We start from the raw sequence: 21,379 nt of genomic DNA, 5'->3' as shown, positions 1-21,379 counted from the left end.
CTAAAATTACTTTTTTATCTAAAGTAATTAACTGGTCAAGCGAAATATTATTTCGCTATTTTACCTATTTCTCTGTTTAATTTTCAAAGACCAATTTGCTTTGCCATCATGTGACGACAAGGAGTATTGTATCATATAAATAAGAGCATAAATATGGCCAATAGGTCTTCTAACTGTATTATCTTCATATCCCTACATATAAGTATAAATATTTCTACATTCCGTATTCCGATACACAAGGCTAAGTATTATAAAAATAAGAATACCAATTTCGTATCCTTATTTTTCTGTTCTCCTATAACATTGAATATAACTACCGTTAAATTAGATATACCTTAATCTATTTCTATCTTAAGTTCCTTTAACTTCTTTAATACATCAAAATACTCCCTATCCAGTTTCTCAGGATCATCCTTTCTAGACGGTACGGAAAGCTTACTGATAATCCCTGACAGGCGGTTTTCGAGAACAAAGATTTGATTTTCCAAAGCTTCTGCTCTTACATCTGTTTTATTACTGCTTTTCTCCATAAATTCTTCATAACTGCCACGAACAGTGATCAATTTGTGTTTTTCAATGGATAATATACTATTTGCAACTGTACTTATAAATCTTCTGTCGTGTGATACAAATAGAAGGGTTCTCCCGTATTCCTTTAATGCCGCTTCCACAACCTCTAAGGAATATATATCCAGATAATTTGTTGGTTCATCCAAAACAAGCAAGTTAATATCACTCAAAAATACCTTCACAAAAGAAGCCTTTACTCTTTCCCCTCCACTTAGTGCTTTAACCTTCTTATAAACCTCTTCTTTTTTGAATAGAAGTCTGCTTAATAGGATTCGTGCAAAAGTTTCATCATAAACACTATTTTCCATTACATTTTCCAGAATGCTAAACTCCTCATTAAGAATATTCATGTCCTGGCTGAAGTAACCTATTTTTGCACCTTTAGCTGTTTTAATTGATATGTCTCCTTCTAAAATCATCTTAATAAGAGTACTCTTTCCACTACCATTAGGCCCTATAAGCGCAGTTCTTGAGCAATTATAAATATCAAACTCTGTATTATTAAATATAATTTTATCTCCAAAAGACTTACTTATATTCTTTCCTGAAATAACTATCTTACTATAAAGCTCACCATTATCTAATGCATCTAGCTTTATGCTTTGAATTTTTTTAGGTTTTTCTTTTACCTCAAGATGATCCATTCTAGCTTTCATGTTTCTTGCAGCTCTATCTAGATTAGCCTTTGCCTTCTGGTTGCCCATTTTACTATGAAGTCTTGCTTCTGAATTCCCCATTCTTGCTGGAGCCTTTCTCATAGCCCCAACCTTTTGTTTTGTCTCATCCATGGCATCTTCAAGCTTTTTTTTATCTTTCCCATACTTATTGAATTCAAATAAACTTCTTTCTATGTCTAAATCCTTTTGAAGTTTAAAGTCTGTATAATTACCCTTATATTCCTTTAGCTTTCCCTCATCTATCTCTACTATCTTATTACATAACTTGTCTAGAAACTCCCTATCGTGAGATATGATTAGCAGGGCGCCCCTATATTCCTTAAACTTATTATTAAGAAGCTCTATACCCTCCACATCCAAATTACTGGTTGGCTCATCCGCGAATATTATATTATTACCTTTATCAAAGCATTTAGCCATTTTAAATCTTGTTTTCTCACCGCCACTTAAATTATTGTTCCATTTATGCTGAGTACCAAATTGATTAGCTACTTTTTTGTCTATGTCTTCATATTCTTTGGAACCAAGTTGATCTACCACGCTATGGATTCCGTACCTTCTAACCAAGCCTTCATCAGGTTCAGATTCGCCACAAAGTATATTAATAAGTGTAGTCTTACCCGAACCATTAAGTCCCACCAGACCTATCCGATCTTCTGAGTATATTTTAAAATCTTCTATATTAAGTATAAGTCTGTCTCCATAATATTTTTTTATATTTATACCTTCAATTAATAACATAAAAAAACCCCTCCTTTAATTTGGAGAGGATAATAGTTTGCTTTAGTTTAATAATTATCATAAAAATACCCTAAAGTATTTTAAATAATACTCTTAGGAATAACATTTAAGGTAATATCCACATCAACAAGTTAATATCCACTCACAATTTCAATAAAATGTACAACAAAAAAATCCTCAATTGGGAATTTATCATCGTCTTATTAAAAAAATTCTTTAAGTGAATTATATTCTCATATCTCCAAATACCTTACCTTTCATAGATTATACCTAATTATAGAATTAAGAATAAATATTGTCAATGATAGTTTTTCCTCAAAAGCTGTTAACTTAAAACTTTATTGCCACTTACAATCGATAGCTATTGCCAATTTTATTGAAAAAATAATGCAACTATAGTTCATAGTAAAATCTCACATGAAAATCTTATGTATTTTATGATACAATAATTACACTTTCCTTATTGTACCTACGAGGCAAATAGTTTTAATTAAAAGATTTTTATTAAGGCAATATTCTTTTACTGATTATGGAAACATTCATCCATGGAATGAATTAAAGAAAAAGGGGTGTCCAATGAAAAATAAAATAATTGAAGGAAAAACTATAAGGGAATGGGAACAAGAAATTCCTTTAATAAACAAAATTATTTTGACAGAAGAAGTATTTTGGACTAATTCTAAATATGGAAAGTTTGAAGATGCTATAAAAAAGGTTTCTTTATCAGAATCGGATGTAAAAGATGCAGAAAAAAGGCTAAAAAGATTTGCCTCCTATATAGCTAAGGTTTTCCCAGAAACAATAAAAAATAATGGAATTATCGAATCTCCTATTATTAAAATTCCTAATATGCAAAAAAAAATTGAGGAAATGTTTAATCAAGAAATTTTAGGTCAACTACTTCTAAAATGTGATAGCCATCTTGCTATTTCAGGATCAATTAAAGCAAGAGGTGGTATCTATGAAGTATTAAAACATGCAGAAGATTTGGCTATTAAAAATAATATATTAACAGTAGAAGATGATTATTCAATTATCCATAGCGATAAGTTTAGAAAGTTTTTTTCTCAATATTCTATTGCAGTAGGATCAACTGGAAATCTAGGTCTTAGCATTGGAATAATGAGTGCCAAGCTAGGATTCAATGTATATGTTCATATGTCAGCTGATGCAAAAAAATGGAAGAAGGACCTACTTAGAAGTAAGGGTGTTACAGTAATTGAATATGAATCAGACTATAGTAAAGCAGTAGAAGAAGGTAGAAAACAAGCACTTGCGGATCCAAACATGTATTTTGTTGATGATGAAAGTTCAACTGATTTATTCCTGGGATATGCAGTTGCAGCTTATAGGTTAAAAACTCAATTAGAAGAAATGGCTGTACTTGTAGATGGAGACCATCCACTATTTGTTTATCTGCCATGTGGAGTTGGTGGCGGACCAGGTGGAGTTGCATTTGGTTTAAAATTAGTATTCAAGGATAATGTACATTGTTTCTTCGCTGAACCAACCCATTCTCCATGTATGCTTATAGGATTAATCACAGAGATGCATGATAAAGTATGTGTTCAAGATTTTGGAATAGATAATATTACGGATGCAGATGGACTTGCTGTTGGTAGGCCTTCAGGTTTTGTGGGGAAAACATTAGAAAACTTGATTAGTGGAGTATACACAGTACAAGACGAAAATTTATATATGCTTTTAAGTACAATAGCGGACCTTGAAAATATTAATCTTGAACCTTCTGCTTTAGCGGGTATACCTGGCTTAGTTCATGTATTTAAAGATGAAGCAGGACAAAGGTATATAGAGAGTCATAATTTAAAAAACAAAATGAAAAATTCTACGCACATTGCCTGGGCTACTGGAGGAAGCATGGTTCCAAATGATGTAATGGAATCCTATTACGAAAAAGGCCATAAGTATCAGCAACTTATATAGCATATAGAAATAAAAATTAAGGCCTTTGAAATTTACCAACGTATATATTTCCTTAGAACTTAAACACAATTCTTCCAAAACCCCTTATTGTTAGGCACAAAATTTTACTCCCATGTATTGACTTATCTCACATTGACTAAAGAGTTTACTTTAAATATAATATATATAACGCCAATGGAAAGGAGATATAATGTATGCACCAAACTACAAAAGAATCTTTAGCAGAATCCTTGAAAAAACTAATGAATACCACACCCTTAGCAAAAATTACAATTAATGATATTGTTTCGGACTGTGGAGTTAATCGCCGTACATTCTACTATCACTTTCAAGATATCTATGCACTTTTAGAATGGATTTTCAGAACTGAAGTTGCTAGTGCCATGGAAGAAAATACAACCTATCAAACATGGCAGCAGGGATTTTTGAAGATATTGATCTATTTGGATCAAAATCGTAAAATGGTGTTAAATACCTATAACTCCATTGGACGTGAACACTTAGAGACCCATTTATACAGCGCAGTGTATACCCTCGTGGTTAACGTTGTAGATGAAATCGCAGTGGACATGAAAGTTTCACAGGAAAAGAAAGAATTTGTGGTTAATTTTTACAAATTTGCTTTTGTAGGATTATTACTTGAATGGATAAGAACCAATATGATTAATGAATCTGATCAGATTATTGATAATCTAGCTAATATAATTAGTGGGGATATCCATAGAGCATTATTAAAATGTGAAATGCAGTAATAGCAATTGCTCATACTAATCTATGGCCACTACCGCTACTATAAAAATATATAACAAAAAGAACAAGAAAGCATGTACTTTCTTGTTCTTTTTGTTATATATTTAAATTAAACCTTCAAGTGTTGTGTTTTTCAAAAGCTTGCGCACAATAGTCTCTCCTGGGAGAGGTCGTCCACTATATAATGCCTTTGCAGCTGCTGCAACCACACGAATATCATATTTAGTAGGATATACTTCTGGCACCTTTTTATCAAGGTTAAGTAATGTGTAAACCGCCATCATAGCTGAACGAATGGAATATTCAACTGTGAATACGCAATCATCTGCAACTTCTGCAAATTGTCCTAAAAAGGCAAGATTGGTACTCCCTTGTGGAATAACATCAGGACGATCACCCTTAACACGAGGCATAAATTGACTTGTGGTATAAGGCATCATGCAAGGGATAACATTAACGTTTTTAAGAATTTCTGATATCTCATCTTTGATGCCTAAATGGTATAAAAGCTCTGTCATCATTTCTTCACCAGTACAATCGCTCATTCTCTTTTTCACAAAATCACCAATATTGTCAGGGAAAAGACCATAAGCCCATATTACTAAAACATCCTTAGGTTGGTCAATAAAATGAGGTTGTCTATTGCAAGTTACACTCAAAAGCCAGTTTGAATCCTTAATAGTTATAATGCCTCCAGTAACTGTTTTACCAGAGTATGGATCTCTGCCGGTGAGTTCCTTAAGCAGGTCTGCCATTCTAGCATCTTTGCTAGTTATAGTGAAAGATTCCCATTTACTTTTGTCGATGTCACTACAGAATACTTCTGGTTTTCCAAATGAAGAATCTTTCTTTGCAATGTTTTTCCACAAATCCCAGCAGCCAGAAGCCCCACGATTAGTTATTGCAGGTTCATGCATACTTCCAATAGTAGAGTTTTCTGTCATAGATCCATTAGTAACAAATACTAAATCATTCACTGTTGTATGAATTACTTCATCTTTACCATTGTGCACCAAGTGAATTGCAGTAACTGTTTTCTTATCTGCCTCTATGTCAATATCTAAATCTGTAACCTTTGAATCTAGGTCAATGACTACATTTTTAGATTGCAACCATTTTTCAAGTGGAAGAATCATAGATTCATACTGGTTGTACTTTGAAAACATAATGTTTTTCATACTGCTCATTCCAGGAAGCAAATGCATAAAACGTTGCATATAACGTTTCATTTCCACAACGCTATGCCAATTTTCAAATGCAAACATAGAACGCCAGAAACACCACATATCAGTTTCTAAAAAGGATTGATCAAAATACTGCTCAACAGTTGCAGCTCCCAAATCTTCTTCGGTTGCAAGGAAAAGCATAGTAAGTTGCTTAATGTGATTATCCTTAAGCCCAAGAGAAGAAAAATCTGCTTTTTCACCACAATTCTGAAGCAATCTACAAGTTGACTCATTAGGGTCAGCATCATTTAACTCGCGGAATTCATCTAAAACAGTTCGATTAGGAGCAGTTAGAGATGGAATCTTGCCATATAAATCCCAGCAACACTCATAGTGCTCTTCCATCTCTCTTCCACCTCGAACAATATAACCGTCCTTTGCATTTCCGCATCCATCCATACTACCACCGATAATATGTGATTGTTCTAAAATAGTTATGTTTTTACCATCCATATGACCATCTCGTATTAAATATGCGGCAGCCGCAAGAGAGGCTATACCCCCTCCAACCAAATACGCTCTTTTGTTTTCAATGCCTTCTGGTTCTAAAGTATTAATGTTTTGATAATTTCCCATAAATATTCACCTTCCTAAATGTTGATTACTATATACTTCCACTATAGGATAATATAATTATAGGAAGAATGAAATCATCAATCTTCATCAAATGTGCAACTTTTTAATAAAATTATAGGTTTGCTAGTAGCATTCTGGATATTGCTCTGGCGATTGCCCTTTTGATTCAATAACCTCAGGCTGTATAGGCAATGTTGCATTTTTATCAATATCAGTTACTATTATATTAAATTCCCATTGATAACCAAAATCAAAAATGTATTTAATCTTCTGTCCTTTGTAAAGACTAGCTTCCCCTATAGTAATATCATCTACTATTCCCTCCTGAGGATTTCCAGCATAAGTAATTTTTGCAGTGCGCCTATTTCCACCAATATAAAAGTCATACAGATGATCATTATCAAAATTAAAAGCACTTTGAATTGCAAAGTGTAAATCCTCAAAAGTATTTCTATGTGACATTCTTATCTTTCTCCACAAACTTTTAGAAAGACTAACTTTAAAAGTATATACACCACTTCTATCTATTTGAACTTCATTTTCAATAGTTTTTTGTACTATATTATCTGGAAATATATCTTTAAGTACAAAGAATAAACTTTTTTCTCCTCTTTTTATACCTAAATGTTCCATTAACGTTTCCACATCTTCCATATTCCAAAAATTAAACCCTTCAGTTAATAGCTTTTTACAAATTACTATACCTAATTCTGTTGGAATAATAGCCTTAACTGTGTCTTCATACTTATTTTTAACACCTTCAATAAGTTCCAAGCTACATAAACCAAAATAAGACAACTGACAGAGAAAAGAAACAGCTGTTGAAAATACTATCTGCGTATTTTCTTGTTTTAAAATAGGTTCTCCCAAATTTCCCTTAGCAATAGATGCTACAATATTCCATAAAGCTATTGTACCACTCCATCTTGGGTATTTTTTACAAAAGTCATACTTTGACCAGTAGTTTTCAATTATAAATACATATTTTTCAAAATTATTAAGTTCTAAAAACAACTCTACTTTTTCAGTCTTTACCAAGTTCATTTTTTCTTTCTCATCATTTGCTACTACATATAATCCACTATCAACAGCCAATGAAAACATTAAGTCTATACTAAAGTATTGGTCTTGATTATAATTTGGTGCTGTCACAGCCTTATTAAAGTTAAGCTTAGAATTAAGCTTAAAAGAGTCACTTTTTCCAAGAACCTCTTTTTTAACAGATAAAACAGGTTTTTCCTCTTCAATATACTCCATAAATGTATTGAAATCCTGAACAAGCTGCAAAATATTTTCTTCACATATTGATAAATCCATTTTTATGCACCTCTTTCATTAACAACCACAGCATTTTTTATACTTCTTACCACTTCCACAAGGACAAATATCATTTCTTCCTACTTGTAGCGTTGCTGTTTGTGGTGCTGTATTCATCTTATTTTTATCATGTATTTGCTTACCAATTACTTTCATATCCTTATACCGTTTTTTGAAATTCTCCCGCATTTGTTTTTCTTCTTTATTAAATGCCTTTAATATATCATTCATATATTCATCAGTACATGACTTAGATTCAACATCATATTTTCCACTCTTTAACTTGTATCTTAATGTAAAAACATTTTCACCATTATTGTCCAATTCATTAACCGCTATAAAAGAAAGATACGCTTCATTACAAAGACACTTAGGATTCATACAATATAGGTCATCAATATAAATTAAATTGCTTTTTTCATCTCTAAAATTGATTGTTTCTACATTATCAAAAATTTCATTAAAAGATACACAGCCCCCACTCATTGTAATCTCTACCACCTTCTCACTAATAGGTTTTACTTTTTTTTCACCTTCCAACCCCTTAGAAATTTTATAATTTTCATTAAATCTATCTCTTATTTCGATATCAAGTCCAGTTAAAAACTCTGTTATTATTTCATCAACCTTAATAGCCTTATCATAGCTAACTTTATCTATTACTTTAAAGGTATCAAGGTTTAATTTTATACTAAAAAGTATTTTGCCTTCATTATTCATTTCATCAACCTTCAAGAATTTCAACGTCAAATCTCTACACTCACACATGGGATTAGTGCAATAGACTTCTTTTATAATCATACTGGATGAATAAAACTTTGATTTAACTACCAACTCTTTTTGAATTTCTTTTTTGATTATAGATATCTTACGCGTATTTACTACATCGTTTTTCATTTTTTTCTCCTAATCTATATTTTAATTTCACTTTGCTAATAACCATTAGTTTCCAATTCACCTTATAATGGACATTCTATAAATACAAAAAACATTTCATTAAATTTCACTCTAATGAAATGCTTTACTTAATACTATTATTAATACTAGTCTATTTCTAATGCAGGATATTACGCTTTATTTCAAGTAAACTTTCTACTGTAAGCTCTGTTATTTCAGCTATATCATCTATAGAAAGCCCTTTTATTATCATTTTTTCGGCTACCTTTATTGCTTTCTCCGTTGCGCCTTTTTCTATTCCTTTTTCCTCTGCTGATTTTATCCTAGTAAGCTGGTCACTAATTTCTGCCTGCCTAGCCTCATATAACATTCTAGCCTTTTCATCCTTGCTTATTATTTGCAATAAGTTATAGGCTTTCTTTATATCCTTATTCTTTTCTGCCAGCATCTCCATCTCTCCCTTCGATTTTGCATCTAAGAATTCCATCCACTGAACTATTGGATCATTTTCATCTCTCTCAATATCTTTATCAAATAATTTTGGGATTTCCAAAAAGTGTACCTCAATTATATCCGTCAATCTATAACCTGTTCTATCTTCTGTCAAATGATAACTAGAATACAGTTTTTTTAGTGGTGTACACTTGAAATCTACTATATTTATAGTTACACATTTCTTTAACTTGTCGTAAGTATCTCCTGGTTTTATCTGACTTGTATACATCTTGCTCCAGTAGAAAATAGTACGTTCTGCCATGTAATCCGTTGGCAATATTTGTATTTCAACATCTATTTGCTTTCCTATTTTTGTTTTTACTCGTACATCAAGAATCCCTTTTTTGTCTTCCTTAAAGTCTTTTATTAGTTCACTATTTATTATTTCTATTCCCTCAAATTCTTCTTCTGGGACACCTAATACATCACTTAGTAGTGCTATTAGTAAATCTTTATGTTTTTCGTTTCCAAATATATACTTGCTGACTAGGTAGGTGGAATTACTTCCACTTTCCCGTCTAAGAACCGTACTTGAAAGTTTCCCTTCATACGGCTCAAGCCCCTGAAAGCATTCTTTAGCATGAAAATGCCGGTTTCTATTAATAATTGGTCAATTGGTTAAAGTACAAGCCCTATGTGCTAATAATACTTTATCCTTTTGTTTATTTCCAATAGGATTATTATTATTATTATTATTATTATTATTATTATATGTTATACTTCTTTCTTCAGCAGTGTCCATTGATAATCCACATATAGTACATTTTCCATTCTGTTTTACCCATAATTTTTTAAATATTCCGGTTAGCTTCTTTGCTCCCAATTTGTACTTTCGCTCTTCAAAATATTGAGTATCAGTATATGGATTTTTATTAAGCTTTAGTGGTATATGTCTGATTATTTTCTTATCACTCATTAAAATCAGCTTCTTATTATCCTTGAATACCCAATTTCTAGCACCGTGTACTTTCCAGTATTTTGATTTTATCCATCTTTTGCCTTTGTTAGGATGTCTCCTTTTTGCCCATTTCCATAACATTTGAAATGTAATATGGTCTATCTTTTGAAATATATCATTTGATACAGCACATTGATGGTAATTACTCCATCCAGTTATTATTTGATTTAACTTTATTATTAATATATCCTGTTCTACTGATTTATTCCCCTTTATAATCGCACTAATTTTACTTATTACCCTTTTAATTGATTTTTGAGATGGCTTAATCAGCAACTTACCTTTATATTTCTTTATATTCCATCCAATAAAATCAAAGCCTTCATCTATATGAGTTATTATTGTCTTTTCATCTGACAATTCTAGCCCTCTTTGGATTAAAAAACTTTTTATTATTTCTTTTGCTTTTATAGCAGTTTCACTGTCGGGAGCTGTAACAATAAAGTCATCCGCATAGCGGATTAGATTAACCTTGGGTCTTTCATTATTTCGGATTTTTGTACTTCTTTTAAATGTGCTTTTCAATAATTCGTCTATACCATCAAGAGTAAAATTAGCTAAACAAGGACTAATTGGAGAACCTTGTGCGGTTCCGCTTTTTGTAGAGAATAGTTTCCCCTTATATACATATCCAGATTTAATAAGCTTATTTAATACATTAGTATCCATAGGAGAGTTATCTGTTAGCCATTTATGTGATATATTATTAAAACAGCCTTTGATGTCTCCTTCTAGAACCCATGTTGGGGATGACTTGCGACTAAAGTTTATAAATATTTGTGACATAGCGTCTACACAACTTCTGTTTTTTCGAAATCCAAATGATGTTTTGTCACTCATGCTTTCTACAACAGGATCCAATCCCATCATATATAATGTTTGCATAGCTCTATCATGCATTGTAGCTATTCCAAGCGGTCTCAATTTCCCATTTTGTTTTCGTATATTTACTCTTTTTAATGGTTTAGGTTTATAGTTCTTACTGTTAAGCAACTTTACTGCTTCACATTTTTTCTTTGCTGAATTCCAGAGTATATTATCTATGCCCGGTGTTTTCTTACCTTTGTTTGTTGTTATACGTTTTACTGACATTAGTTTAGCATAGTGGGAATGAACCAGCATTCGCTGTAATTCTTTTACAAGTTTCCAATTTTTATTAATAGTCGCCTTTACAATCCTAGCTTGAATCTTATTAACGAATTTTTCAATGTTTTTCCAATCAATGCTTTTCCAATAAAAGCTTGCTTGTTTTTCGTCTAAGTTTGCAGTCTGTTTAATTAACAGTATACACATCTCCCTTATTCGTAAGATTCATTCCTTTAATGTAATCAAGCACCATAGTATAAGTCAGCATCCTTTCGGATCACTCCAAATATTGAAGAGTTATACCTTCCATTACAGAAGATCTTTCGCTTTTTATACTTTCCTATACCCTCTACTTCCCATAAAAAAAAGGGCCTGTATAGGGCTTACCGAGTTCCAGTTTAAAACCAATTCAATGTGCCTTAGAACCTGTCTATAGCCCGGAGATACTGACCATCTTGCATACTGCATTTTCAGACATTATGCCCTTATCTCTCACCTTTTTTGTCCAAGCGTGTCAACCTTTTTTCGCTTGTTTGACTTAACGAGCCTTGCAACAGTTTGTTTATCCTGTTCATAACACATCATTTATGCTTGCAGTAGATAGGATAAGGTTTCCCATTTTTCCCGCTTTGTCCCAACAGCTTAGTACATTTCTGTTGCCAAAAATGCACCTGTGGTAGCATTACCCCAAATGGTAGGGATAGCCCAAAAGTTTAGTTAATACTTAGGCAGCTTTTAAACCGACCTCTCGTCACAGAAATACAAAATCATATTTTGGTGACATTATGAAATTGTCATCTATTGATTTTACTTTTTTCTTAGTCATTTTATCACATCCTCAATATTTACCTTTGACTATTATTCATTATTTTATTCATGCTTACTTATCTTTATTTTATCAGAAAATTACGTTTTATTCTACACTAAAATGAAAAAGCCCTTATAAGTACTTAATGATTCTGCTTATAATATTTGCAGTACCCTATATAATTATTATCGCCCATAAGTTATCATTTCGTTTCTATTCTTTTCAAAACCTCTAATCTATTTTTTTAAACTCTATACTCCAATGTATTCCAATTCCGATGATATAAGCCTTGGCAAAGTTCCCTTGGTTTATTGCAACCGCCATACGGTATACTGAGTTAACATAAATTAACTGCTCACTTACGTATACGTCTGCAAATGATTTCCTATAAACTATAGAATTGTTGTATACAAGAGTGGGCCCATTGTAAAATATGGAAGTGTATGCTGACAGATTTTACTTGCTAATGGTAATGTACCCTATACCGTAATTTTTGCAAAGACTTCTTTTTCAAATGATATATTCAACTCTTTATTATAATGATTAAGTACAACTGCAATGTGGAAAAGAGCTATTCCTAAATCAAGTTTTTTAGATTCTATAAGCCTATCAATCTTGATTATACCTTTATCAAGCAGCATATCTATCTCATTTTCATATACTCTAAATTTCCACGGTTGCCTATTTATCGCAGAAGGTACAATCCTAGCATACTCTATGCTCTTTTGTATATATTCAGGTACATTTAGCACTTTCTCGTGATTAAGGACTAATTTATCAACTGGTTTTCTATTAGTTGATTTGAAATTTTTTTTAGCAAAATCAGATCTAGTCTCATCCTTATATCCCACAGATATAACACAAACTACCTTTTCATTAGAATTCACTATTACTTCCCTAGATAATTTAGATTTTTTAAAAGTACCAGAAACTTGATATATTTCATACGACAAATATATCAATGTTTCAAGTATTAGTATTCAATCTCCAGATTATGTGTTAGGACAAATTTCATCCCAATCACATTCTCCATTGGCACTAACAAGCCAATTTAAAGCATAATGTTGTTCTTGTACTACCCCTGAATCTAATCCTGCTAATATCTCTTGGTTTTTTATCCTTGCCTCCACACAAGCCCAGTGATAATATAAATTTCTTGTATGCATGTCCAATAACTCTTCGCTACTTCTAATGTTAGAATCTTGTATTAATGCACTCAAAGAATCATAACGTCTTAATACTTCAGCAATTTTACTAACATTACAAATTTCAGTTGATGGATTTAATTCTATAAATCCAAGAGCCCATATTAATATAGCACATCTTTCATATTGCCATGCAAACTGTATAGATGTGACTCTATCTGGCTCATTCATTTCTATATATTCTTTTTCACTATTACTAAGATAATTTATAACTCCATATATTTTATTCATTTCTTCAAATTCATATTTTGCAAGTCCTACAGATCCATCTTCCATTAGTAAACATTCTGCATATAAAGCAGAAGAAAATATAGCTACCGACCTCTTAACTATTGCTTCTACAATTGGGACAGCAACTTCTTCTTCCATGATTTGTGTACCTAACATAAAATTCGTATGTGCTATCTTCTTTTCATCGCATTCCCTAATAATTCTTTTATATCTTTCCTCATCTTTAGCTGTTGCTTCTACTTCTCTTTTTAATATATCTGAACTTGCAATTGAATTTGCAATATCGCTTGCTCTAAAACTTCTTTGTTTACTAATGGTGCTTGTGAAAAAAAATTTGCAATTCCATTTGTTTGCGTAATTATATAATCTTCATTATCTTGCAAATGCAAATCTAAGTATGTATCATCTTTAAAGATAAATTCTATACCACCATCTATTTTTTTAATTGATTTTGTTTGTTCTAAAAATTCTTCCTTTGCTATTTCATAAATATTTTGACTATCTAAAGTAATTGAGTATAAAGTTAGTACTCCTTTTTCCTTTTTCCTTTTTATCTTCCTTTTTTTTCCTATTAAATATTCCCACATTTGCCTCCTTAATCCTGCTTTACCCCCGGGGGTGACAATAGCTCCTAATTCCAACGTTTATATCTTTTAACTTCTTTTATTTTACCATAAAAATTTATGCCGCTGACTACATAACACCTCCAAATAATTTAATATAAAAAACCGCCTGGATAAATTCATCTTACCCAAGCGGTGGATATTTTCCTTTAGTTATGCTCCCTATGGTTCTAATGCACCATATTATGCTTTATTTCAATTAATCTTTCTACTGTAAGCTCAGTTATTTCAGCTATATCATCTATGGAAAGCCCTTTTACTATCATTTTTTCTGCTACCTTTATCACTTTTTCAGTACTTGTAGATGCTTTTTTTACTCTCAACAGATAATCCGATAAGCTAAAAGATGCCTATGCCATAAATTCTATATATAAATCCTTCACCATAAATTACTGTAGCGCGTATTTAAAATTTTATACTAAATGTAAATTTTTATATCATTGTATATATTTACTCCTACCTTAAATAATGCCATTATTTCATTTCATTTATTTGAATCATCTCAATCCAATTATTATTTTATATTTTCCTTTACATAAAAAAAGAGAGACTTATATCGCTCCCCCTATAACTAAATTAAATAATGAATTTAGTTATTAAGATGTATGCTAACATAAATCATCATTAACATTTTTAATTAAGTATGCTGAATATATATCCCTCTGGCTCTATTATCCTACCTCCTTCACCCTCAATGACTGAGGCGAAGGCTCAATAACTTCAACTTTATCGCCGAAGCTTAGAACCCAACTGAGCAAGTTTTCTTTATTTGTAAAACCAAATTTAAAGAGTATATTCCCGTCATATGTGTATGAAAAGCTATCTATACCATATTCTTCAATCAGTCTATGTTTCATAATTTTATCAAATACTGCGACAAGCATAATTTTGTCACTAAAATAGCTATCAAAGTCAACTTGCTTTTGTGGTATATCTCTCGTTTCAAAATGTTGCTCCGTAACAGTTAAATTCCACAAACGATTAAGTTTGAACAGGCGAAAATCTTTTTTTTCACAGCAATGTCCAAAACATACCATGACGACCATTGAAATACAATTAAGTATGGCTCAATTAGTTTCTGTGTTTCCCCCTTGCTGTAATAATAATCAAATGATATTACTCGATTTTCCGCAATTGCTGTTTTGATATTCTCAATTTTAGGGGATAGTGTATTTTTATAGTGGGAGGATAGGTCAATCAAAATATTGCTTTCGGCAGAGTAGACGTTATTTTTACCAGACGAAAACTTATCTATTAGCTGCCTGTATTTTGCTGTCTGTGAAATGCTATCAAGGCTTTTAAGCCCTGTAAAAATAGCTCCTAACTCATTTGAAGTGAAAATAGTTTTGTCTATTTTATATCCGTCAGCAATAGCTATACCACCATTTACTCCCTGAAATGTGACAATTGGGATCCCCGCTTTGCAAATATCCTCAATATCCCTATTTATTGTTCGCCTTGAAACCTCAAATTTTTCTGCAAGGTATGGGGCTGTTACTTTTTCATTTTGTAGTAATGTAGTTAGAATACCAATTAGTCTGTAAATTTTAATAGCAATCGCCCCTTTACTGCTCGATTTTCATAATTTCCAATGGCTATATGTTTTGATGTTTAAGACTTCTATAAATGATTTAGCATAATTAAACCCAACACTTTGAAGTGTTGGGTTTAATTGTGATTTATAATTAGAAAGTCAACTGTTGAAAAATGGTAGGCTTTTTTATTTTCTAGAAATTAAGGTATCTTTTATAGTTTATCAACTACTGTATTCCATGTTAATTCTAAAACTCCTGTCATATTTGATGGTTCATTTGAAACGTACGTAACTACTGCATTTTTATCTGGCAATATTACTACATATTGTCCATACAATCCATCCATTCGATAGGAATTAGGATATGAATTCATCCATATTTGGTAACCGTATCCTTGTTTATGATCAGCAGTTGCAAAATATTCATTGAATTCAGATGTATCAATTTGCGATTTCGTAGCCTGTTCAATATAATCTGCAGGTATAAGCTGTTTTTTGTTCCATACTCCATGATTAAGTAAGAGTTGACCAAATTTTGATAATTCTCCTGCCGTTAAATATAATCCTGAACATCCAAATGATATACCATTTACATCGGAATCCCATTGTGGCTCAGATATTCCCAGCGGCTTAAAAATACGAGGCATTAAATATTCTTTCAGACTATACCCAGTTGTAATACTAATAAGCTTTGAAAGCATATAAGTTGCAGCGTTATTATATAAAAAATGTGTACCTGGTTCAAACACAAGAGGCTCTTCAAAGAAAAGCTTGCTAATATCATCAAGCGGCTTATTTTCCTCCATTGCTTTTGTCACGGGGCATCTTGCATGTCCTGTGCCCATACAAAGTAAATCATGAATAGTCATTTTTTTAAAAAAATCACTCATCTGTATAATATCATTTGCAAAATAATCTACAATTTTGTCATTCAGGCTAAAATATCCCTCATTTTCTGCAATGCCGATTCCCATAGATGTGAATGTCTTGCTTACAGACCATAAAAGGGTTGGTTTTTCTTTTTCAAAATCATGTTCAGCAATTATATCTCCATCCTTTCTTACTACCACATTAAGGACATGAAGATTTTGCGTTTTAACTGATTCAATTAAATCATCCAATATACAATTTCTCATTTTCTCTTCTCCTAACTTTCGCCTAATATAAATAAGCTTAATTTTCCACATTTAACTATTTTGTCCTTATTGAATTATACAACGTAGCAATGTAATTATTTAAACTTTTAACATAGTTGTATTTACTGCAATTCTTGGTATCCAAGGTCGAAAAGGCATTGTCTCGTCAAACCTTGAAATATTTTTAAAAATTTTTATATAAGTTTCTTGTACAATATCAAGAGAATCTTGTTCATTTTGAGTGTAACTATGGCATATGCTGTACAAATATCGTTCGTAAATCTTAAAAAATTCCATAAAGGAGGATTTATCATAGTTCTTGCATTTCAATTGTAATATATTGCAATTTAACTAAATTTCTACAAGGGTCTGACCCCTTACTACACTACATTAATAATTCTAAGTTTTTAATTAATTCACCAATGGAGTCAACATATTTATTGGCTATTCTCTCTGCAATTTCATTAGCTAACTTTTCGTTATAAATATGTGATGTAGAATTTCTATCTTCTAATAAATTAATCCATACCAATTCATCTGATATAATATTGTTAACATATGCCTTTTTAAATATTGTACGTGGAAATGAGTTCTCGAGGGTTACTCCTTGGAAATTCATAAACTCTTTAAGTGTTTTATGAGTGAGCTCATAGGTAAATTCAAACCTTTGAATTAAGCTATCTCTTATTATTTCATTTTTACCGTCGTATAAATCACTAACTTCTTTAAGTCTATCGTATGCCCTTTTCAAATTCATATACTTAAAATCAAGGTTTCTCATAAATAATCACCCCTTCTTTTTCAACTTGTTCTATAAAAAACTTATCTTCAATATTATTCATATGTGAAAAATCAAACTCTAATAAAGTACTAACTTTCTCCTCAATTTCATTTTTGAATTCTGCAATAGAATTATCAGAATACACACCTAAATCAATATCACTTTTTAATAAATTATCACCACGTGCTCGTGACCCGAAGATAATAATTTTATCAATATATTTATGTTTCTTTGATATATCAACTATTTTATTAACTATTCTATTTTCTAAATTCAATATACTCGCTCCCCTATTGTACTTAATTTTTTTATCCACGCGGTAAACAAATAATTCAAATTATTTAATATGCCATTTTTTTATAATCATACTTGATGAATAAAACTTTGATTTAACTTCATTCTATCTTTCATAATTTTATTTTATAATAGAATTTTTACTTATTATAATATAACTCTAACCCTATTTCATTTGAAAAGTAAGGGTGTTTTTCAAATTACATTACTGTCCTTTTGCCTATTCTTCTAAAATAATAACAATTTAACTTGTAGCATTGACTAATTCATTATAATGCTATTAAAACATATTTTCAACATCAATAAGGGATTACTGAATGTACTATTAGTGAACTACTCACCACCTAAGCGGTTGGAGCTTCTTGGTCAACTCTGCGAAGCTAGAACTTTCTATGTTGCTCTATCTTAATCATAGATTTTAATTTAGGTACTTTGATATGTTTATTTTATTCATAGGACTTTATTCTTTCAGCCAACATTCGATTATATACAAACCTAGTGCATCCAAATAATTATATCTATTATGTATCTCTGCAGATTTAATATGTAGATATAAGTAAAAGACTTACCTTTTAGAGTAAGTCTTTTACTTATAATACATTTAATTGTAATATCATTCATATTTTTTATCCCCAACATTAAGCGGATTCCTGTCCCTTGGTGCTAGTCCCTACTTTAAAAAATAACTTTTTTTCGTTTTTTCAATCTATTACTTTTAAATCTCTGAATGTGTATAGCTAAATATGCAGTTTCCTCTTCAACAACTTTTAGCTCAAACTCTCCTTCAACAAATTTCGAAATTTTTTGTGCCAGCTTAAAGCAAGGATCATATTTACGTTTTATAGTATTTACTAATTTATTTTTAACAGGAATATTGCCTAAAATCCTTTGAATAGCAAAACGAATATGAGTAATAAATCTAGCATAATCAAGAGACTTTCTATCTATTTTAACATTTAATTCATCTTCAATCATTTTTATAATGGTATTTGATACAAACGCATATTTTATTGTATTAGCTAATCCTCTCTCATTCCTTGCAGAATATATATGCAGAGTTATAAATCCAATTTCATCATCTGGAATGTGAATCTTTGTTTTATCCTCAATTATAGTTGCCGCTTTTTGGGCTAGTTCAAATTCTATTGGAAAAAGTGTCTCAATTTCATCTAAAAATGGATTTTCTATATTATCACCGTTTTTAAGTCGCTTTAAAGTAAACGCTATATGGTCAATTAGTGATATATGAACTTTTTCATGTAAATCTTCATTTAGTTCTTTGGAGATCATATATATTATTTCCTCACAAAGCCCAATCACTTCTGCGTCAAGACTATTTACCAGTTCATGAAAATTAACCTTATTAATTTTGTTTTTAATAAAAAATGTTTTCTCAATTGATGCATTCCTAGATATACTATCGCCTGAATGCTTTCCAAGTCCTATTCCTTTTTCACAAAGAATTTTTTCTACACTTGCTTGGTAAACTAACACAATATTGTTATTAAACACTTTAATCACATTAAAATCAGAAGTTGCAATTTTCATTAGCTTTACCCCCCCATGTTTTTATGGAAAATTCGTATATACAACATAGAATTAGAAAACTGTGTAATTTCTAAAATTCAACTCTATACCATTATACCACCATATTTAGGTTCAATGCTTTTAGGGGGCAGAAGTATTTCATAAATTGAAAATGAAATGAAGTAACTACCTTATATCTAAAATATTTTACTATTAGAATCCAATCCTTCAAATTGCATATTATAGTAATATGCATACATACCTTCATTTTTAAGAAGCTCGTTATGATTGCCTCTTTCTTGTATGCCTTCATTATTAATAACTATTATCTCATCTGATTTCTTTATTGTACTTAACCTGTGGGCTATAACTATAGTAGTTCTATCTTTTGAAAGTTTCTCAATGGAACTTTGTATATATCTCTCGCTTTCATTGTCTAATGCTGAAGTCGCTTCATCTAAAATTAAAATGGGAGGATTTTTTAAAAATACTCTTGCTATGGAAAGCCTCTGTTTTTGTCCACCAGAAAGTTTTACTCCACGCTCACCAACATAGGTATCATATCCTTCATCAAGATCCATTATATAGTCATGAATATTGGCATTTTTAGCTGCCTCCATAATTTCTTCATCAGAAGCATTAATTTTACCATATCCAATGTTTTCTTTTATGCTACCTGCAAACATATATACATCTTGTTGTACAACACCTATAGAATTTCTAAGGGATTCAAGTGTCAGATCTCTTATATCATTTCCATCTATTGTAATGCTTCCAGATGTTATGTCATAGAATCTTGGAAGAAGTGAACAGATTGTAGTTTTTCCACCACCAGACGGACCAACAAATGCTATGTTTCTCCCGGCCTTTATCTTTATGCTTATATCATTTAAAACATTATGATCATCACCATAACTGAAGGTTACATTTTTATATTCTATATTTCCCTTCACGTTGGTAAGAGTTACAGCATCTTCTTTATCCACTATAACAGGCACTGTTTCTATAACTTCCCTAAACCTCTGAAACCCTGCATATCCCTTTTGAAATAGCTCTGTAAAATTAATTAATATATCTATAGGGTTTATAAATATATTTATATAAAGAGCATAGACTACAAGATCTGAGACTTTTAAAGAACCGTCAATAATAAATAATGATCCAGCTACTATTATTGCAACATATAAAATTCCTTCAAAAAAAGTATTTCCAGCAATAAACTTACCCATTGCAGTATAGCTTTGTACCTTAGAATTTAAATACTCTTTGTTTCTTTTATTAAACTTTTTCTTTTCTATTTCTTCATTTGCAAATGACTTTACAACTCTAATTCCTGATAAACTATCCTGCACTGCAGAGTTTATATTTGCTGTTTTTTTCCTATTATCCAAGAATATTTTACGCATTTTCAAATTTTGATAAGTTGAAAAGACTACCATAACTACTGTAACGACCAGCAAAATGAGTGTCATTTTCACATTTATGAATAATAGTATTGTAAAGGAGCCTAAGATTTTAAGTGCTGAGATAAGTACATTCTCCGGACCATGATGTGCAAGTTCTGAAATATCAAACAAATCTGATATTAGCTTAGACATCATTTCTCCAGTATTATTTTCATCATAATATGAAAATGGTAAACTTTGAAGATGACTAAATAAATCTCTTCTCATATTATTTTCCATTCTAGCCCCCATAATGTGTCCCCAAGTAGCTATAAAATATTGACAGAAATATTTTATTATATACATACACACCAACGCTATACCAATATAGCCAATGTTATGAAGAATAACTTGTTTATCTTTTGTAAAGAAGTTTTTCGAAAGATAACTAAGAATTACTGGAAAAGATATATCCACCGCAGAAACTACTAGTGCACAAAACATGTCTGCAAAAAAAAGAAGCTTGTAAGGCTTATAATAATTAATAAATTTTTTAAAAATGTCCATGATTTCACCCTTTCTGTTTGTCTGAAAAATGAAGTAATTTAACCTATATTT

Annotated in this window: 19 protein-coding genes and 2 pseudogenes; 2 read left to right on the top strand and 19 right to left on the bottom strand. The window is 31.1% G+C overall.

The annotated features are described in order from the left end of the window. Positions 1 to 335: 335 nt before the first annotated feature. Positions 336 to 1,988, bottom strand: a complete 1,653-nt coding sequence (gene abc-f, locus G9F71_RS04860) for a ribosomal protection-like ABC-F family protein (protein ID WP_164947770.1) — start codon at positions 1,986 to 1,988, stop codon at positions 336 to 338. A gap of 576 nt (positions 1,989 to 2,564) precedes the next feature. On the opposite strand from abc-f, the gene G9F71_RS04855 reads away from it, so the two are divergent. Beyond that, positions 2,565 to 3,932, top strand: a complete 1,368-nt coding sequence (locus G9F71_RS04855; protein ID WP_164952491.1) for a D-serine ammonia-lyase — start codon at positions 2,565 to 2,567, stop codon at positions 3,930 to 3,932. A gap of 194 nt (positions 3,933 to 4,126) precedes the next feature. Continuing rightward, a complete protein-coding gene (locus tag G9F71_RS04850) occupies positions 4,127 to 4,684 on the top strand; it encodes a TetR/AcrR family transcriptional regulator C-terminal domain-containing protein (RefSeq protein WP_164952490.1) in 558 nt (185 codons plus the stop codon). Between the two features lie 102 nt (positions 4,685 to 4,786). On the opposite strand, the gene G9F71_RS04845 is transcribed toward G9F71_RS04850, so the two are convergent. The 18 genes and pseudogenes from G9F71_RS04845 to G9F71_RS04760 all read right to left on the bottom strand — a co-directional run bounded on the left by G9F71_RS04845 (position 4,787) and on the right by G9F71_RS04760 (position 21,328). Beyond that, complete coding sequence (locus tag G9F71_RS04845) at positions 4,787 to 6,484, bottom strand: oleate hydratase (RefSeq protein ID WP_164952489.1); 1,698 nt, start codon at positions 6,482 to 6,484, stop codon at positions 4,787 to 4,789. 123 nt (positions 6,485 to 6,607) lie between these two features. Then, complete coding sequence (locus G9F71_RS04840; RefSeq protein WP_164952488.1) at positions 6,608 to 7,801, bottom strand: plasmid pRiA4b ORF-3 family protein; 1,194 nt, start codon at positions 7,799 to 7,801, stop codon at positions 6,608 to 6,610. Positions 7,802 to 7,819: 18 nt separating this feature from the next. Further along, positions 7,820 to 8,698 carry an SEC-C metal-binding domain-containing protein gene (locus G9F71_RS04835; protein WP_164952487.1) on the bottom strand — a complete coding sequence of 293 codons (879 nt, stop codon included), beginning with the start codon at positions 8,696 to 8,698 and terminating at the stop codon, positions 7,820 to 7,822. A gap of 157 nt (positions 8,699 to 8,855) precedes the next feature. Next, positions 8,856 to 9,668, bottom strand: coding sequence for an Rpn family recombination-promoting nuclease/putative transposase (locus G9F71_RS04830; RefSeq protein WP_164952492.1), 813 nt, complete (start codon positions 9,666 to 9,668; stop codon positions 8,856 to 8,858). Positions 9,669 to 9,803: 135 nt separating this feature from the next. Further along, positions 9,804 to 11,444, bottom strand: coding sequence for a group II intron reverse transcriptase/maturase (ltrA, locus tag G9F71_RS04825; protein ID WP_224626189.1), 1,641 nt, complete (start codon positions 11,442 to 11,444; stop codon positions 9,804 to 9,806). A gap of 832 nt (positions 11,445 to 12,276) precedes the next feature. Beyond that, positions 12,277 to 12,441 (bottom strand): SAM hydroxide adenosyltransferase, encoded by a 165-nt coding sequence (locus tag G9F71_RS04820; RefSeq protein WP_309559719.1) that lies wholly within the window; start codon positions 12,439 to 12,441, stop codon positions 12,277 to 12,279. Between the two features lie 83 nt (positions 12,442 to 12,524). Beyond that, complete coding sequence (locus G9F71_RS04815; protein ID WP_164951907.1) at positions 12,525 to 12,998, bottom strand: nitroreductase family protein; 474 nt, start codon at positions 12,996 to 12,998, stop codon at positions 12,525 to 12,527. Positions 12,999 to 13,037: 39 nt separating this feature from the next. Further along, a complete protein-coding gene (locus G9F71_RS04810) occupies positions 13,038 to 13,637 on the bottom strand; it encodes a DUF4272 domain-containing protein (protein WP_224626186.1) in 600 nt (199 codons plus the stop codon). A 92-nt stretch (positions 13,638 to 13,729) separates the two neighbouring features. Further along, a complete protein-coding gene (locus tag G9F71_RS04805) occupies positions 13,730 to 14,122 on the bottom strand; it encodes a hypothetical protein (RefSeq protein ID WP_207712082.1) in 393 nt (130 codons plus the stop codon). A 152-nt stretch (positions 14,123 to 14,274) separates the two neighbouring features. Next, the gene (locus G9F71_RS04800) at positions 14,275 to 14,427 is read right to left on the bottom strand and encodes a hypothetical protein (RefSeq protein ID WP_164951905.1); all 153 of its coding nucleotides are present in this window, start codon (positions 14,425 to 14,427) and stop codon (positions 14,275 to 14,277) included. A gap of 348 nt (positions 14,428 to 14,775) precedes the next feature. Next, positions 14,776 to 15,632 (bottom strand): annotated as a pseudogene (locus G9F71_RS04795) (helix-turn-helix transcriptional regulator). 218 nt (positions 15,633 to 15,850) lie between these two features. Continuing rightward, positions 15,851 to 16,774 (bottom strand): serine hydrolase domain-containing protein, encoded by a 924-nt coding sequence (locus G9F71_RS04790; protein ID WP_164951904.1) that lies wholly within the window; start codon positions 16,772 to 16,774, stop codon positions 15,851 to 15,853. Positions 16,775 to 16,873: 99 nt separating this feature from the next. Beyond that, on the bottom strand, positions 16,874 to 17,071 hold the full coding sequence (locus G9F71_RS04785; RefSeq protein ID WP_164951903.1) for an RNA polymerase sigma factor: 198 nt from the start codon (positions 17,069 to 17,071) through the stop codon (positions 16,874 to 16,876). Between the two features lie 88 nt (positions 17,072 to 17,159). After that, positions 17,160 to 17,555 (bottom strand): nucleotidyltransferase substrate binding protein, encoded by a 396-nt coding sequence (locus G9F71_RS04780; protein ID WP_125004816.1) that lies wholly within the window; start codon positions 17,553 to 17,555, stop codon positions 17,160 to 17,162. After that, the gene (locus tag G9F71_RS04775) at positions 17,542 to 17,832 is read right to left on the bottom strand and encodes a nucleotidyltransferase domain-containing protein (protein ID WP_164951902.1); all 291 of its coding nucleotides are present in this window, start codon (positions 17,830 to 17,832) and stop codon (positions 17,542 to 17,544) included. The genes G9F71_RS04780 and G9F71_RS04775 overlap by 14 nt, the downstream gene beginning before the upstream one ends. A gap of 463 nt (positions 17,833 to 18,295) precedes the next feature. Further along, positions 18,296 to 18,355, bottom strand: a pseudogene (locus G9F71_RS04770) (helix-turn-helix domain-containing protein); the annotation flags it as partial. A 169-nt stretch (positions 18,356 to 18,524) separates the two neighbouring features. Further along, the gene (locus G9F71_RS04765; protein ID WP_164951901.1) at positions 18,525 to 19,397 is read right to left on the bottom strand and encodes a BglG family transcription antiterminator; all 873 of its coding nucleotides are present in this window, start codon (positions 19,395 to 19,397) and stop codon (positions 18,525 to 18,527) included. Positions 19,398 to 19,573: 176 nt separating this feature from the next. Further along, entirely contained in the window at positions 19,574 to 21,328 is a 1,755-nt protein-coding gene (locus G9F71_RS04760) for an ABC transporter ATP-binding protein (RefSeq protein WP_164951900.1), read from the bottom strand. Between the last annotated feature and the right edge of the window lie 51 nt (positions 21,329 to 21,379).

Source organism: Clostridium sp. FP2 (assembly GCF_011065955.2).
In the GTDB taxonomy this organism is placed as follows: Bacteria; Bacillota; Clostridia; order Clostridiales; family Clostridiaceae; genus Clostridium_AD; species Clostridium_AD tagluense.
Note: the sequence above shows the minus strand (reverse complement) of the source record. Positions and strands in the feature narration are given on the sequence as shown.

Coding starts and splice junctions, on each gene's coding strand:
- abc-f (WP_164947770.1), bottom strand. CDS start 1,988: ATGTTATTAATTGAAGGTATAAATATAAAAAAATATTATGGAGACAGA.
- G9F71_RS04855 (WP_164952491.1), top strand. CDS start 2,565: ATGAAAAATAAAATAATTGAAGGAAAAACTATAAGGGAATGGGAACAA.
- G9F71_RS04850 (WP_164952490.1), top strand. CDS start 4,127: ATGCACCAAACTACAAAAGAATCTTTAGCAGAATCCTTGAAAAAACTA.
- G9F71_RS04845 (WP_164952489.1), bottom strand. CDS start 6,484: ATGGGAAATTATCAAAACATTAATACTTTAGAACCAGAAGGCATTGAA.
- G9F71_RS04840 (WP_164952488.1), bottom strand. CDS start 7,801: ATGGATTTATCAATATGTGAAGAAAATATTTTGCAGCTTGTTCAGGAT.
- G9F71_RS04835 (WP_164952487.1), bottom strand. CDS start 8,698: ATGAAAAACGATGTAGTAAATACGCGTAAGATATCTATAATCAAAAAA.
- ltrA (WP_224626189.1), bottom strand. CDS start 11,444: ATGTGTATACTGTTAATTAAACAGACTGCAAACTTAGACGAAAAACAA.
- G9F71_RS04810 (WP_224626186.1), bottom strand. CDS start 13,637: ATGTTAGGTACACAAATCATGGAAGAAGAAGTTGCTGTCCCAATTGTA.
- G9F71_RS04790 (WP_164951904.1), bottom strand. CDS start 16,774: ATGAGAAATTGTATATTGGATGATTTAATTGAATCAGTTAAAACGCAA.
- G9F71_RS04785 (WP_164951903.1), bottom strand. CDS start 17,071: ATGGAATTTTTTAAGATTTACGAACGATATTTGTACAGCATATGCCAT.
- G9F71_RS04780 (WP_125004816.1), bottom strand. CDS start 17,555: ATGAGAAACCTTGATTTTAAGTATATGAATTTGAAAAGGGCATACGAT.
- G9F71_RS04765 (WP_164951901.1), bottom strand. CDS start 19,397: ATGAAAATTGCAACTTCTGATTTTAATGTGATTAAAGTGTTTAATAAC.
- G9F71_RS04760 (WP_164951900.1), bottom strand. CDS start 21,328: ATGGACATTTTTAAAAAATTTATTAATTATTATAAGCCTTACAAGCTT.